The organism is Ramlibacter pallidus (assembly GCF_015070875.1).
Lineage (GTDB): Bacteria > Pseudomonadota > Gammaproteobacteria > Burkholderiales > Burkholderiaceae_C > Ramlibacter > Ramlibacter pallidus.
Genome location: NZ_JADDIV010000004.1, coordinates 227,117 through 240,829 on the forward strand (window position 1 = coordinate 227,117; position 13,713 = coordinate 240,829).

At 70.7% G+C, this 13,713-nt stretch carries 18 protein-coding genes; 11 read left to right on the forward strand and 7 right to left on the reverse strand.

What is annotated here, in order from left to right; translation table 11 throughout:
* Positions 1–88 precede the first annotated feature (88 nt).
* Entirely contained in the window at positions 89–1,399 is a 1,311-nt protein-coding gene (locus IM787_RS14305) for an N-acetylmuramoyl-L-alanine amidase (RefSeq protein WP_193677360.1), read from the reverse strand.
* On the reverse strand, positions 1,390–1,887 hold the full coding sequence (gene tsaE / locus IM787_RS14310) for a tRNA (adenosine(37)-N6)-threonylcarbamoyltransferase complex ATPase subunit type 1 TsaE (RefSeq protein WP_435531167.1): 498 nt from the start codon (positions 1,885–1,887) through the stop codon (positions 1,390–1,392). Before tsaE ends, IM787_RS14305 begins: the two co-directional genes overlap by 10 nt.
* Positions 1,888–1,905: 18 nt before the next feature.
* Between tsaE and queG the strand changes: the two genes are divergently transcribed.
* A complete protein-coding gene (gene queG, locus IM787_RS14315) occupies positions 1,906–2,964 on the forward strand; it encodes a tRNA epoxyqueuosine(34) reductase QueG (RefSeq protein ID WP_354004434.1) in 1,059 nt (352 codons plus the stop codon).
* On the opposite strand, the gene IM787_RS14320 is transcribed toward queG, so the two are convergent.
* Positions 2,935–3,852: an AEC family transporter gene (locus IM787_RS14320; protein ID WP_354004413.1), complete on the reverse strand. Its 918-nt coding sequence runs from the start codon at positions 3,850–3,852 to the stop codon at positions 2,935–2,937. The two genes, queG and IM787_RS14320, sit on opposite strands and share 30 nt — an antisense overlap.
* 130 nt (positions 3,853–3,982) lie before the next feature.
* Between IM787_RS14320 and IM787_RS14325 the strand changes: the two genes are divergently transcribed.
* The 5 genes from IM787_RS14325 to IM787_RS14345 all read left to right on the forward strand — a co-directional run bounded on the left by IM787_RS14325 (position 3,983) and on the right by IM787_RS14345 (position 7,592).
* A complete protein-coding gene (locus tag IM787_RS14325) occupies positions 3,983–4,954 on the forward strand; it encodes a tripartite tricarboxylate transporter substrate binding protein BugE (RefSeq protein ID WP_193677364.1) in 972 nt (323 codons plus the stop codon).
* Positions 4,951–5,832 (forward strand): site-specific tyrosine recombinase XerD, encoded by an 882-nt coding sequence (gene xerD, locus IM787_RS14330; protein WP_193677365.1) that lies wholly within the window; start codon positions 4,951–4,953, stop codon positions 5,830–5,832. The genes IM787_RS14325 and xerD overlap by 4 nt, the downstream gene beginning before the upstream one ends.
* Before the next feature lie 167 nt (positions 5,833–5,999).
* Positions 6,000–6,260 carry a hypothetical protein gene (locus IM787_RS14335; protein WP_193677366.1) on the forward strand — a complete coding sequence of 87 codons (261 nt, stop codon included), beginning with the start codon at positions 6,000–6,002 and terminating at the stop codon, positions 6,258–6,260.
* 152 nt (positions 6,261–6,412) lie between these two features.
* Positions 6,413–6,679 carry a translation initiation factor IF-1 gene (gene infA, locus IM787_RS14340; protein WP_193677367.1) on the forward strand — a complete coding sequence of 89 codons (267 nt, stop codon included), beginning with the start codon at positions 6,413–6,415 and terminating at the stop codon, positions 6,677–6,679.
* 13 nt (positions 6,680–6,692) lie between these two features.
* The gene (locus IM787_RS14345) at positions 6,693–7,592 is read left to right on the forward strand and encodes a transglutaminase-like domain-containing protein (protein WP_227494381.1); all 900 of its coding nucleotides are present in this window, start codon (positions 6,693–6,695) and stop codon (positions 7,590–7,592) included.
* Between the two features lie 12 nt (positions 7,593–7,604).
* On the opposite strand, the gene IM787_RS14350 is transcribed toward IM787_RS14345, so the two are convergent.
* Both IM787_RS14350 and IM787_RS14355 read right to left on the reverse strand, forming a co-directional pair.
* Positions 7,605–7,751: a hypothetical protein gene (locus tag IM787_RS14350; protein ID WP_193677368.1), complete on the reverse strand. Its 147-nt coding sequence runs from the start codon at positions 7,749–7,751 to the stop codon at positions 7,605–7,607.
* Between the two features lie 83 nt (positions 7,752–7,834).
* The gene (locus IM787_RS14355; RefSeq protein ID WP_227494382.1) at positions 7,835–8,050 is read right to left on the reverse strand and encodes a cold-shock protein; all 216 of its coding nucleotides are present in this window, start codon (positions 8,048–8,050) and stop codon (positions 7,835–7,837) included.
* 310 nt (positions 8,051–8,360) lie between these two features.
* Here IM787_RS14355 and IM787_RS14360 point away from each other — a divergent pair, with 310 nt between their 5' ends.
* Positions 8,361–8,756 carry a hypothetical protein gene (locus tag IM787_RS14360; protein WP_193677369.1) on the forward strand — a complete coding sequence of 132 codons (396 nt, stop codon included), beginning with the start codon at positions 8,361–8,363 and terminating at the stop codon, positions 8,754–8,756.
* A gap of 30 nt (positions 8,757–8,786) precedes the next feature.
* Positions 8,787–9,503, forward strand: coding sequence for a trypsin-like serine peptidase (locus tag IM787_RS14365; RefSeq protein WP_193677865.1), 717 nt, complete (start codon positions 8,787–8,789; stop codon positions 9,501–9,503).
* Between the two features lie 9 nt (positions 9,504–9,512).
* Here IM787_RS14365 and IM787_RS14370 read toward each other — a convergent pair whose 3' ends face one another.
* A complete protein-coding gene (locus tag IM787_RS14370) occupies positions 9,513–10,304 on the reverse strand; it encodes a ferritin-like domain-containing protein (protein WP_193677370.1) in 792 nt (263 codons plus the stop codon).
* Between the two features lie 34 nt (positions 10,305–10,338).
* Between IM787_RS14370 and IM787_RS14375 the strand changes: the two genes are divergently transcribed.
* Complete coding sequence (locus IM787_RS14375) at positions 10,339–10,860, forward strand: gamma carbonic anhydrase family protein (RefSeq protein WP_193677371.1); 522 nt, start codon at positions 10,339–10,341, stop codon at positions 10,858–10,860.
* Positions 10,860–11,825 carry an Hsp33 family molecular chaperone HslO gene (gene hslO / locus IM787_RS14380; protein WP_193677372.1) on the forward strand — a complete coding sequence of 322 codons (966 nt, stop codon included), beginning with the start codon at positions 10,860–10,862 and terminating at the stop codon, positions 11,823–11,825. Before IM787_RS14375 ends, hslO begins: the two co-directional genes overlap by 1 nt.
* Here the strand turns inward: hslO and IM787_RS14385 are convergent.
* The gene (locus tag IM787_RS14385) at positions 11,779–12,651 is read right to left on the reverse strand and encodes a DUF4399 domain-containing protein (protein ID WP_354004414.1); all 873 of its coding nucleotides are present in this window, start codon (positions 12,649–12,651) and stop codon (positions 11,779–11,781) included. The two genes, hslO and IM787_RS14385, sit on opposite strands and share 47 nt — an antisense overlap.
* A 33-nt stretch (positions 12,652–12,684) precedes the next feature.
* Between IM787_RS14385 and IM787_RS14390 the strand changes: the two genes are divergently transcribed.
* On the forward strand, positions 12,685–13,620 hold the full coding sequence (locus IM787_RS14390; RefSeq protein WP_227494383.1) for a MerR family transcriptional regulator: 936 nt from the start codon (positions 12,685–12,687) through the stop codon (positions 13,618–13,620).
* Positions 13,621–13,713: the final 93 nt, after the last annotated feature.

The window sequence follows — 13,713 nt, forward strand, 5'->3', positions numbered from 1 at the left end:
ACGCCCCCGAATGCGGATGCCTTGGATTCCCGCTTCGCGGGAATGACGCTCAAGAGAGCGGCGGTCACCGCGATGACGCACGCCGGCGTCAGAGCGGCCGGCTGCGTGCCAGCGGGGGATTGCGCGCGAAGTAGCGCTCGATGCCGCGCACCAGGGCGTGGGCCAGCTGCTCCTGGTACTCCGCGCTGCGCAGCTTCATCTCTTCCTCGGGGTTGCTGATGAAGGCCGTCTCAACCAGCACGCTCGGAATGTCGGGTGCCTTGAGCACGGCGAAGCCGGCCTGCTCCACCTGCGCCTTGTGCAGCCGGCCGACGCCGCCGATCTCGCCGAGCAGTGCGTTCCCGAGCTTGAGGCTGTCGTTGATCTGGGCGGTGGTGCTCATGTCCAGCATCGCGCGCATCACGTGCTGGTCCTGCGTCTTGATGTTGATGCCGCCGATCAGGTCCGCCCGGTTCTCCTTCTCCGCCATCCAGCGCGCCGCGGTGCTCGATGCGCCGTTCTGCGACAGCGCGAAGACGCTGGCGCCGCGCGCCGTCGGCGTGATGAAGGCGTCCGCATGGATGCTGACGAACAGGTCGGCCTGCACGCGCCGCGCCTTCTCCACCCGGACGTGCAGCGGCACGAAGAAGTCCGCGTCGCGCGTGAGGAAGGCGCGCATCGGGTTGCCCTTGATCGTCATCCCGTTGATGCGGTCGCGCAGCAGGTGGGCGATGCGCAGCACGACGTCCTTCTCGCGCGTGCCGTTCGGACCAACGGCGCCGGGGTCTTCGCCCCCGTGGCCGGGGTCCAGCGCCACGATGATGAGCCGGTCGGTCTTGGCGGGGGCCGCCGGGCGCGCGACCTCCGCGGCGTGCGCGCCGCGGCCCGGCCGTTGCGTCTGCGCGATCAGGTCGCCCAGGGGGTCCGGCTCCGGCACCGAGGGCAGGGCCGGCGCGGCGTTCTTCTCCTTCAGCCGCTCGGCGATCAGGGCTTCGAGCGGGTCGACCGCCTTGGGCGGGAAGAAGTCGACCACCAGCCGGTGCTTGTAGGCGGCGACCGGCGGCAGCTGGAACAGCTGCGGCAGCGTGGGCTGCTTCAGTTCGACCTGCAGCCGCACGGTGCCCGGCAGCGGCTGCAGCAGCTTGATCCCCGCGATGTAGGGGTCGTCGGCATGCACCTTCGCCACCAGCTCGCGCAGGCCGGGGTCGAGCGTCAGGCCGTCGATGTCCAGCGCCACCTGCCGCGGCGAGCTGGCCATGCGGCTGGTGAGCAGGCCGTCGGATTCGATGGTCAGGCGGGTGTATTCCGGCGCCGGCCACAGGCGCACGGCGACCACGGTGGCGCCGCGCACGATCTGGTGCGCGCCCAGCAGCAGCACGATGCTGCCGGCCTGCAGGAGCCCGCGCCGCTTCAGACGCATGCCAGCAGCTCCTGCCCGCGCGGCGTGCGGGCCTGCACGCCGACTTCGCGCGCGTCGCCGTCGCCCACCGCCAGGTGGATGTCGAGGTCGGCCACGGGCAGCAGCGCACCTGCGTTGCCGGGCCACTCCGCCAGCTTCAGTCCGGGGCCGGCGAAGATGTCGCGAAAGCCGGCGTCCTCCCACTCGCGCGGGTCGTCGAAGCGGTAGAAGTCGAAGTGCCACGCGTCCAGGCCGGGCAGCGCATAGGGCTCTACCACGGCGTACGTCGGCGACTTGATGCGGCCTTCGGCGCCCAGCGCGCGCAGCAGGTGGCGCACCAGCGTGGTCTTGCCCGCGCCCAGGTCGCCATGCAGCGCGATGAACGCGTCCTTCACCGCAGGATGTCCGGCGAGGCGCTGCGCGAAGGCGCGCGTGTCCTCTTCGCCCTTCCACAGCATGGGCCGCGGGGCGCTTCCTACAATCTGCGGGTGCAGTTCGACGGCGGTCAGGGCGAGGTTCCTTTCGATGTGGCGCAGGTCCGCGGGTGGGCGCGCGAGCTCGGATTCTCCCAAATCGGCGTGGCCGGCGTCGACCTTTCGAGCGCGGAACCCGGTTTGCTTGCGTGGCTTGCCAACGGTTTCCATGGCTCGATGGCGTACATGGAAAACCATGGCGTGCGCCGTGCACGCCCGGCGGAACTGGTGCCGGGCACGACAAGCGTGATTACCGCACGCATGGATTACCTGCCGGCGACACCGGAGGGCTGGCAGGCGATCGAGTTCGCGCGATTGCAAAGTTCCGGTGAAGCCATCGTGTCGCTCTACGCGCGGGGCCGCGATTACCACAAGGTGATGCGCGCGCGGCTGCAGAAGCTGGCCGACCGCGTGGCCGCCGCGGTGGGCCCTTTCGGGCACCGCGTCTTCACCGACTCCGCGCCGGTGCTGGAGGTGGAACTCGCCGCGCGCAGCGGCCAGGGGTGGCGCGGTCGGCACACGCTGGTGCTCCACCGCGAAGGCGGCTCCATGTTCTTCCTGGGCGAGATCTACGTCGACCTCGCGCTGCCGCCGACCGCGCCGGTCGGCGACCATTGCGGCAGTTGCAGCGCCTGCCTGGACGTCTGCCCGACCGGCGCGATCGTGGCGCCGTACCGGCTGGATGCGCGCCGCTGCATCTCGTACCTCACGATCGAGCACGCCGGCCCGATCCCGGTCGAACTGCGGCCCCTCATGGGCAACCGCATCTACGGCTGCGACGACTGCCAGCTGGTGTGCCCCTGGAACAAGTTCGCGCAGCCGGCGCTGGTGGCGGACTTCGCGCCGCGCCCTTTCCTCGTCGGGCAGCCCCTCGTGGCGCTGTTCTCCTGGACCGAGGAGGAGTTCCTGCGCCGCACCGAGGGCAGCCCGATCCGGCGCATCGGCCACGAGCGCTGGCTGCGCAATATCGCGGTGGCCATGGGCAACGCGCTGCGGCGTGGGGTCGACGACGGCATCCGCGACGCGCTCGCGGCGCGCCGGGACCATCCGAGCGCGCTCGTCCGCGAGCACGTCGAATGGGCGCTAGCCCAGGACGGCGCGCAGCACGCCTAGCGCGAACGGCAGGCTGGCCAGGCCGAGCAGGGTGGACAGCGTGACGAGGCCGGCGACGTACGGGCCGTTGTAGCCCATGCGCGCGGCCAGCACGTAGCAGCTGGACGCGGTGGGCAGGGCGGAGAACGCGAGCAGCACCGCGGCCTGCGCCGGTGGCAGCCGCAGCGCCCAGGCCAGCCCCAGCGCCACGAGCGGCAGCAGGAGGTGGCGGATCGTGAGCAGCGAGACGGTCAGCGCCTTCTGCTGGGCGAGGTGTGCCAGCTGCATGCCGGCGCCGGCCGCCATCAGCCCGAGCGGCAGCGAGGCGCCGCCCACGCGCGAGACGGTCGTCTCCAGCCAGGGCGGGATGCGGAAGCCGGCGAAGTTGGCGGCGAGCCCCAGCGCCGTGGCGATGATCAGCGGGTTGCGCACCAGCGCCCGCACGAAGCCGGTGTTGGAGTGGCGGGCCATCGGCCACACCGCGCCCACGTTGAACAGCGGCACGCAGACGCCGATCAGCACCGCGATCAGCAGCAGGCCCTCAGGGCCGGCCAGCCGCTCGGACAGGGCCAGGGCGATGTAGGAATTGAAGCGGAAGGCCACCTGCGCGGCGCCGGCGTGCTCGCGGGCATCGATGCGGCCGCGCAGCCCCGGCAGGTGCGGCACCGCGTAGGCCAGCGCGATGCCGGCGATCCCGAGCAGCAGGCCCGCCGCGATCAGGCTGGAGGCGGCACCGAGGTCCAGCGGGCTGCGCACGATCGACTGGAACAGCAGCACCGGGAACAGGAAGAAGTACACCAGGCTCTCGACCTGCTCCCAGACGGGGCGTCCCAGCGCGGTGTAGCGGCAGACCAGGTAGCCCAGGAGGATCAGCGCGAAGTCGGGGAGCAGCAGCTGCAGGAAATTCACCGGCGCGAGGATAGCCCAGGGTTGGTGCACGGATCGGGGCTTACCCTGACTGCAAGGCCCTGCAAGGTGCCCTTCATGTTTCGCACTTACCATTCCGGTTTCGCATGCCTACGAACAAGGAGTGACTCGAATGAAACGTCGTGTGTGGATCGCCCTCGCCGCCACTGCCGCCGCTGCCGTGGCCGCCCCCGTGCTGGCGCAGGGCTACCCCAACAAGGTGGTGAAGCTGCAGGTGCCGTTCGCGCCGGGTGGCACCACGGACATCATCGCGCGCGTGATCAGCGAGCCGCTCGGCAAGGCCCTGGGCCAGAACGTGATCGTGGAGAACAAGGCGGGCGGCGGCGGCGTGGTGGGCGCGACCGAGACCGTGCGCGCGGCACCGGACGGCTATTCGCTGGGCGTGGCGACCGTTTCGACCACCGCGGCCAACCCGGCGATCAACCCGAAGATCCCGTACAACCCGACGACCGACTTCACGCCGATCATCAACATCGCCGCGACGCCGAACATCATCGCGGTGCATCCCAGCTTCCCCGCCAAGGACTACAAGGGCTTCGTCGCCGAACTGAAGCGCAACCCGGGCAAGTACTCCTATTCCTCCTCGGGCACGGGCGGCATCGGCCACCTGCAGATGGAGCTGTACAAGAGCCTGTCGGGCACCTTCGTCACGCACATCCCGTACCGCGGCGCCGGCCCGGCGCTGAACGACACCGTCGCCGGCCAGGTGCCGATGATCTTCGACAACCTGCCCTCGGCGCTGCCCTTCATCAAGGACGGCCGCCTGGTGCCGATCGTCGTCGCCGCCCCGCAGCGCCTGAAGGAACTGCCGAACGTGCCGACCTTCAAGGAAGTGGGGCTGGAGCCGGTGAACCGCATGGCCTACTACGGCATCCTCGGCCCCAAGGGCCTGCCGAAGGAAGTCGTCGACAAGGTGCACGCCGCCACCGTCAAGGCGCTGCAGGAGCCGGCCGTGCGCAAGCGCATCGAGGACACCGGCTCGATCATCATCGGCAACACGCCGGACCAGTTCGCGCAGCAGATCCGCGCCGAGTTCGACGTGTACAAGAAGGTCGTCGAAACGTCCAAGCTGAAGCTGGATTGAGCGAGGCGGTCGACACCTTCATCGACGCGCTCTGGCTCGAGGAGGGCTTGTCGCGCAACACGCTGGCCGCGTACCGGCGCGACCTGGAGCTGTACGAAAGGTGGCTGTCGCAGCGCGGCAGCCGCCTGCCGGCCACCACCGAGGCCGACCTGCACGGCTACTTCGCGGCCCGGCACGCCGACAGCAAGGCGACCTCGGCCAATCGCCGCCTCACCGTCTTCAAGCGCTACTTCCGCTGGGCACTGCGCGAGCGCCTGGTCGATGCCGACCCGACGCTGCGCCTGCAATCCGCCCGGCAGCCGCTGCGCGTGCCCAAGACGCTCACCGAGACGCAGGTCGAGGCGCTGCTGGACGCGCCCGACGTGGACACGCCGCTCGGCCTGCGCGACCGCACGATGCTGGAGCTGATGTACGCCAGCGGGCTGCGCGTGAGCGAGCTGGTCACCCTCAAGACCTTCCAGGTCGGCATGAACGAAGGCGTGCTGCGCGTGATGGGAAAGGGCAGCAAGGAACGCCTGGTCCCGTTCGGGCAGGTGGCGCGGGACTGGATCCTGCGCTACCTGGCCGAAGCGCGCGCGGCGATCCTGGCGGGACAGCAGACCGACGACCTGTTCGTCACCGCCCGCGGCCACGGCATGACTCGCGCCATGTTCTGGGTGCTGGTCAAGAAGCACGCGCGGGCCGCCGGCATCACGGCTCCGCTGTCGCCGCACACGCTGCGGCATGCCTTCGCCACCCACCTGCTCAACCATGGGGCGGACCTGCGGGCGGTGCAGATGCTGCTGGGCCACGCGGACATCTCCACCACCACGATCTACACCCACGTCGCGCGCGAGAGGCTCAAGCTGCTGCACGCGCAGCACCATCCGCGGGGCTGAGCGCGGGAAAGAGCGTCCGCCCGCGGGGGTGTTCCGAGGGCGCCGGAGCCCGGAAACGGCGAACGCGGTACACTGGCGCTCCCTCTGATTCCGTCCCCCCTTCGTGCCCGGGGGCGGCGAGTCCAGCTCCGTCAGCCTGCAAGCGCACCATCCCCGCGGAGGCGCGCATGCATTCGGAAGACAACAACTCCCTGTTCGCGGCCTGGTCCGAGGCCGAGCGCCAGGCCCGGGAGGCGGAGCGCCAGCTGTACGAGCTGATCCTGACGCAGGAAGGCCGGCCCGCCGGCCGCCAGGACGTGGAGCGCGTGCGCAGCCTGCGGGAGCGCGCTTCGGAGCTCATGACGGAGATGCTGGCCGGCATCCGTGCCGAAGCCCAGCTGCACAACGCGCCGCGCCCCGAATCCCCGCCCGGGGTGCGTGCTTCCTGAGCGGCGCCACCCGCTCTCCCCGCGGCGCTCCCAGGCGCCGGCGTGACCCGGGCGCCGCCCGGCTCCCCTTCGCGTGCTGCGCGGCCCCCGCGCCGCGGCACGCCCGTTTCCCATTGTCCGGCGTGGCCGGACCCCGTTGAAAGGATGGACCCATGGCCAAGGAAGAACTGATCGAAATGCGCGGCCGCGTCGAGGAAGTGCTGCCCGACTCGCGCTTCAAGGTGGTGCTCGAGAACGGGCACTCGCTCGTCGCTTACAGCGGCGGCAAGATGCGCAAGCACCGCATCCGCGTGATCGCCGGCGACGACGTGACGCTGGAGCTCTCGCCCTACGACCTGAACAAGGGACGCATCATGTTCCGCCACCTGCCCGAGCGCAGGGGCCCGGCGCCGGCCCGCCCGGCGGTGCGCCGGCGCTGATGGGGTCCAGGCCATGAACGCAGTAGCGCCCATGCGGCTGCGCTACGAGGTGGAGCTGCCCTACCAGGTGCAGGTCACCGGCGCGGACTTCATCTTCAACATCCAGGCGGCCCGCACGCCGCAGCAGATGGTGGTGGAGGAGAACCTGTTCGTCAGCCAGCAGGTTCCCCTGCAGGAGTACACGGACCCGGCCAGCGGCGGCCGCTTCCTGCGACTGCGGGCGTTCGACGGCGAACTGACGGTGCGGTACCAGGCCACGGTCGACATCGTGCATCGCCTGGACGACCCGCAGATGATCGCCGAGACCTGGGTGCGGGACCTGCCGGGCGCCGTGCTGCCGTACCTGTACCCCAGCCGCTACTGCGAGTCGGACGTGCTGAATTCCTTCGCGATGACCCAGTTCGGCACGCTCTGGCAGGGCTACGGCCGCGTGCAGGCCATCTGCGAGTGGGTGCAGCGCCACGTGTCCTTCGTGTCGGGGAGTTCGTGGGGGACCACCAGCGCGACCCACACGCTGCAGAGCCGCCAGGGGGTCTGCCGCGACTTCGCCCACCTGATGATCGCGCTGTGCCGCGCGGTGAACATCCCGGCGCGCTTCACGACGGGGCTGGACTACGGCGCCGACCCCGCGCTCGGTCCGCCCGACTTCCACGCCTACGTGGAGGCCTTCGTCGGCGGCCGCTGGTACATGTTCGATCCGTCCGGGACGGCGATCCCGATGGGCTTCGTGCGGCTGACGTCGGGCCGCGACGCGGCGGATTCCGCCTTCGCTTCGATCTTCGGTGCCGTGCAGGCGATGACGCAGCGCCTGTCGATCACGGCCGTGCCGGGCAGCGACGGCGTGCTGCGAGAGCCCGTGCGCACCTGGCAGGCGCTGTCGACCGACAGCGCCGTGCAGCCCGCCGCCGGCTGAGCCCGGCGGCCCCTACTTCGGTTCCGGCTCGGGCTGGCCCGGCTCCAGCGCGGGGCTGGCCGGCTGCGGCGCGTTCTTGCGTTGCGCCTTCTCTTCCTTCTTGCGCTTCTTTTCCAGTTCGCGCTGGCGTTTCTCGAAAGAGTAGTTCGGCTTTGGCATGGGGTCTCCACTTCAAGGGGACCGCACGCCCGGCGCGCGGCCCATTCTCCACACGGGCGGGACCTGCGCCCCGCCGGCCTGCCTCAGGCCGCCACGGGGGTGATGTTCGACGCCTGGTCGCCCTTGGGGCCCTGCGTGACGCTGAACTGCACGCGGTCATTCTCCATCAGCTTCTTGAATCCCGTGCCCTGGATCTCGCGGAAATGGGCGAACAGGTCCTTGCCGCCGCCGTCGGGCGTGATGAAGCCGTAGCCCTTGCTGTCGTTGAACCACTTCACGGTACCGGTCTGCACTGTCATTCGATCTCTCCTGGGGTCCCGCGCGGCAACACGCGCGCGCGGTGCAAAACGCCAAGAAGACCATCATCGGGGGATTCGTTCGACGCGTCGCGCCGTGCGGCGGCGAGCGGGGAAGAGAGACCTAAGGAGTGACGTCTCGAGCACGTCGGGCGAGGGCATGGTAACCCATCGCCCGGGAGGCGGGCGGCACGCTCGCGCGTGCCCTTCGGTGCTACAGTGCCGCAGGTCTGACCCATCGGCTCCGAACAGTGCCTCCGAGCCGGGAGCCCGCGCTCGGTCAGTGTGTCAGCGCACCGAAGCAGGAGTGCGCATGAGCCCCAGCACCATCAACATCGCGGTCCTCCATGCCGATGCGGCGGGCCGCGAATCCCTTTGCGACTTCATCGCCGACCAGGTCGGCTTCCGCGTGGTGGCCGGCGCGGCCCTGGCGCCGCAGTTCGAAGGGGTCCAGCGTGCCTCACCGGTGCACGTGGTCGTGGTCCACCATGCCGCGGACGCCGACCGGGCGGTGGAGCAGATCGGTTCGGCGCGCGCGCTGTTGCCCGGCGCCGGGGTGGTCGTGCTGATGGCACAGGATGCGGAAGCCCTGCCGCCGGACCTGGTGCCCCCGGGCGCGGCGTGCATGGAGGAAGAGCGGGTGCCGGCGGAACTGGTCGGCGCGCTGCGCACGATCGCGATGGGCCGCCGCTACCACCGCCCCGCCTGAGCGCCGCATCGGCGACACTGCGGCATGGCGATGATCGAGCCCCTGCTGCTGGCCGTGACGCGCGTCTCGACCTTCGTGGGCGAGCGGGTCCTGACCGCCGCCAGCGGCTTCTTCTTCGAACGTGACGCGCGCCTGTTCCTCGTGACCAGCCGGCACGTGCTGGTCGACGCGCCGAGCGGCCACCATCCCGACCGCATCGAGATCGTGCTGCACACCGACGAGGTGGACCTGACGCGGTTCACGGCGCTGTCGCTGCCGCTGTACCGCGAGGGCACCAGCGTGTGGCGGCAAGGCAAGGACTCGGGCGGCGAGATCGACGTGGCCGTGGTGGAGCTCGATCGCGCCGCGCTGCCGGAGGGCACCGTGCTGCGCCCCTTCACGTTGCAGCACCTGCAGGGCCCGCTGGAGGAGATCGCCCTCGGCACCGCCATGCTGGTGGTCGGTTTCCCGCTCGGCTTCTACGACACCCTGCACCACCTGCCGGTCGCGCGCCATGCCGCGGTCGCGTCCGCCTTCGGCGTGCGCTTCCAGGGGCAGGGCTACTTCCTCACCGATGCCCGCATGCACCGGGGCGCCAGCGGCGCGCCGGTGGTGCTGCGCGACCCGCGCGGCGGCGCCCTGCCGTGGAAGCTGCTGGGCATCCACTCGGCCCGCCTGGACATGCGCACGCGCGAGCAGGGCGTGGACGACACGCTGGGCCTCAACTCCGCGTGGTACGCCGACATCCTGCGCACGCTGACGAAGTGACGCGACAGGTCAGCGCAGCAGCGCGGCGAGTTCTTCCGGGGAGAAGCCGGCGCGCCGGCGGGCTTCCTCGTTGAAGGGCGGATACAGCTTCGGCGCGGCGTAGCGCTCCGCCAGCACCGCGTAGTGCGCCACGGGGTCGAGTCCCTCGCGGTCGCACAGGAAGCGGTACCAGTGGTTGCCGATCGCCACGTGCCCGACCTCGTCGCGCAGGATGACGTCCAGGATCTCCACCGCACGCAGGGCCGCGGGCGTGCCGACCTGCCGCAGCTTCTGCTGGATCTGCGGCGTGGCGTCCAGTCCGCGCGCTTCCAGCGTGCGCGGGACGAGGGCCATGCGCGCAGTGACGTCGCCGGCCGTCTTCTCGCACATGGCCCACAGGCCGTCGTGCGCATCGAAGTCGCCGTAGGCGTGTCCCAGCGAAGCGAGGTGGCCGGCGAGCAGGGCGAAGTGGTACGCCTCCTCCGCCGCCACGCGCAGCCAGTCGTGGTGGAAGGCGAGGGGGAGGCCCTCGAACCGCCAGGCGGCGTCCAGAGCCAGGTTGATCGCGTTGAACTCGATGTGGGCGATGGCGTGCAGCAGCGCCGCCAGCCCTTCCGGCCGGGCCGGCGAGCGGCGCGGCACGCGGGCCGGATGCACCAGCGCCGGCTGCGCAGGGCGGCCGGGCACGCCAGGCGGTGGCGGGGGCGCCTGCGGGGCAAGGGAAAGCTGCTGCGCCTGCCCGAACAGCGCCGCGGCCAGCGCGGCCTTCTCGCGCGGATCCGGCGCGCAAAGGGCCCGCAGAGCCTGCTGTCGAAGCTCCATCCCTACAATTCTAGGGATTCACTAGGATGTGCTCATGGCAATCTACGAACTCGACGGCATGGCGCCGAAACTGGACCAGGGCGCCTGGGTCGCCGACAACGCCGAGGTGATCGGGCAGGTGGAACTCGGCGAGAACGCCAGCGTCTGGTACGGCTGCGTGCTGCGCGGCGACACCGAGAAGATCCGTGTCGGGAAGAACAGCAACATCCAGGACGGCTCGGTGCTGCACGCGGACGCCGGCGTGCCGCTCACCGTGGGCGACAACGTGACCGTGGGCCACCAGGTCATGCTGCATGGCTGCACGATCGGCGACGGCTCGCTGGTCGGCATCCAGGCCGTGGTCCTGAACAACGCGCGCATCGGCCGCAACTCCATCGTCGGCGCCGGCAGCGTGGTGACCGAAGGCAAGGAGTTCCCGGACAACTCGCTGATCGTCGGCGCGCCCGCCAAGGCGATCCGCACGCTGGACGCCGCGCAGATCGCGCAGTTCCAGGCGATCCCGCAGCACTACGTCGAGAACGCGCAGCGCCACGCCCGCCGCAAGAAGATCGGCTGATGTCCGAATTGCACAAGTTCCTCTTCGACGGCCTGCCGGTGCGCGGCCAGATCGTGCGACTGACCGATGCCTGGACCGAGATCCTCGCGCGCCGCCGCACCGACGATGCGGCCTCCACCTGGCCCTGGCCGGTGGCGGAAATGCTGGGCGAGATGGCGGCGGCCGGCGTGCTGATGCAGTCCAACATCAAGTTCAACGGCGCGCTGGTCATGCAGATCTTCGGGGAAGGACCGGTGAAGGTGGCCGTCGCCGAAGTCCAGCAGGACCTGAGCCTGCGCGTCACGGCGAAGGTCGTGGGCGAAGTGCTGTCGGGCGCGCACCTGCAGGACCTGGTGAACGTCAACGGCCGCGGCCGTTGCGCGATCACGCTCGACCCGAAGGACCGCAAGCCGGGCCAGCAGGCGTACCAGGGCGTGGTGCCGCTGAACGCGACGCAGGGCGCGGGGCAGCCCAACCTGGCGGACGTGCTGGAGCACTACATGCGCCAGTCCGAACAGCTGGACACCAAGCTGGTCCTCGCCGCCAACGAGACGGTGGCCGCGGGCCTGTTGATCCAGAAGCTGCCGGCCGAAGGGGAGGGCAACATCGCCGGGGGCAAGCCGATGGACCCGGCCGAACAGATGGAGCACTTCAACCGGATCGCGACGCTCACCGCGAGCCTGACCGGCGACGAGCTCTTGCAGCTGGACGTCGAGACCATCCTGCGCCGGCTGTTCTGGCAGGAGAAGATCCTGCGCTTCGACCCGCAGACGCCGCGCTTCGCCTGCACCTGCAGCCGCGAGCGCGTGGCCGGCATGATCCGCGGGCTCGGCCAGGAGGAGGCCGACAGCATCCTCGCCGAGCGCGGCGAGATCGACGTGAGCTGCGACTTCTGCGGGCAGCACTACCGCTTCGACGCGGTCGATGCGGCCCAGGTCTTCACGGCGCCGGGCGACCGGCCGCCGGGGCCGTCGACGGTGCAGTAGCTCCCGCCTGCAAGGGCGCGGCGGCGTCGACCAGCAGGCGCTGCGGGGCCGTCGTGGCCAGCACCGCGCCCGCGCCGTCGTTGCCCACCAGGTCCAGTTTCAGCTGGTATTCGCCGCGCGGCGGGTTCAGCCAGACCTCCGTCTGGCCGCCGCGGAAGTCGAGCACCTCCGCCGGCTTTCCCGTGGGCGTCACCGTGAGGCGGAAGCGGCCGGTGCCGGCCACCTGCGCGTCGGGGTGTGCGATCTGGAAGCCGCTGGCGTGGAACTGCACGCGCAGCGGGCCGCGCAGGGTCTCGCCGGGCGCCGGCTGCAGGATCTCGACGCGGGGCGCCCCGGCGACGTTCTCGCCCGGCGCCGGCATCCGGCGCTTCGCGATCGTCACGCGGATCGGCTTGCCGTAGACGAAGTACGGGATGTGCCCCTGGTCGGCCAGCAGCAGGTTGAAGGTGTAGGTGCCGGGCGGCAGGTCCACCACGTGTTCCATCTGCCCCTTGCCGAAGTGGATGTACTGCTCGGTGAAGGGCAGCGGCTTCTTGAAGTCGAGCGGCAGCCCCTGGTTCACGAGCAGGTGGTGGTGCCCGGCGCGGCCGGCGGTCTTGCCCGCCGGGACCAGCCCGCGCATCGCGAGCCCGAAGCGCAGCACGAAGGGTGACTCGCGGACGTCGCCGTCCTTCGCGTTGGTGAAGTAGGCCTCCGGCTGCCGGTTCGGCGGCGGCACCACCCAGGGGTGCGTGAGGATCTCGGGTGCGGCGGCGCGGGCCGCCGGTGCGCCGGCCAAAAGCACGGCGCACGCGAGGAAGGCGAGGGCGGCAGGCAGGAAGTTCACGATCTTTACTTTCCGTTGGGGGACAATGGCGGCATGCGTGCAATGCCGGTGGAGCAGGATGGGATGCCGATCGCGGCCGTGGAGCAATCCACCGGCATCGCGCGCGCCACCCTGCGCATCTGGGAACGTCGCTACGGCTTCCCGCGACCGGGTCGCGACCTCCGCGGCGAACGCAGCTATCCGGGCGAGCAGGTGGAGAAGCTGCGGCTGATCGCCGGACTGATGGCGCGCGGGCACCGGCCCGGGCGGCTGGTCGGTCTCGATCCAGGGCAGCTGGCGGCCCTTGCGGGCCCGGGCGCGGCCAACGGCTCCGCGCGTGCGGCGGCTCCGCTGATCGATGACCCCGTGCTGGCGCCCTTGCGTGAACATGATACCTTCAGCTTAATCAGCTACATCGAGTCCTCCATACGCACCCTGGGGCTTGCCGGATTCATCTGCGAGCGGATGCCGCAGATGAACGCCAACGTCGGTCTCGCGTGGGCGCGGGGCGACATCGAGGTGTTCGAAGAGCATCTCTACACCGAGACGGTGCAGGACCTGCTGCGCCGCGAGATGGGGCGGCTGCAGCCGCTCGGCCACGGTCCCCGCGTCCTGCTGGCGACCTTGCCCGAGGAGGTGCACACGCTCGGCCTGCTGATGGTGCAGGCGCTGCTCGCCCTGGAAGGCTGTCCCTGCACCTCCCTCGGCGCGCGCGTGCCGGTGCAGCAGCTGGTCAAGGCGGCAGGCGCCTTCGGTGCGGACGTCGTCGGACTGAGCTTCAGCGCCAGCACCAACCCCTCGCACGTGCTGCGCGGCCTGGAGCAGCTGCGCGGGGAACTGGCGCCGCAGGTGGCGGTGTGGGCCGGCGGGAGTTCGCCGGTGCTGGCAAGGCACCGCATCGCCGGCGTGCAGGTGATGCCGCACATCCGCGACGTGCTGCCTGCGGTGGCGCATTGGCGGGCCGGCCGCGAGCTCCGCTCGGCCTCCTGAATTTCCTCTGTCCGCTGGCGTTCCGGCGCCCGTCGCCGCGCCGCGATCACCGGACGTGATCGCCTGATCCGGATATTTGAGTATCCCGCGATC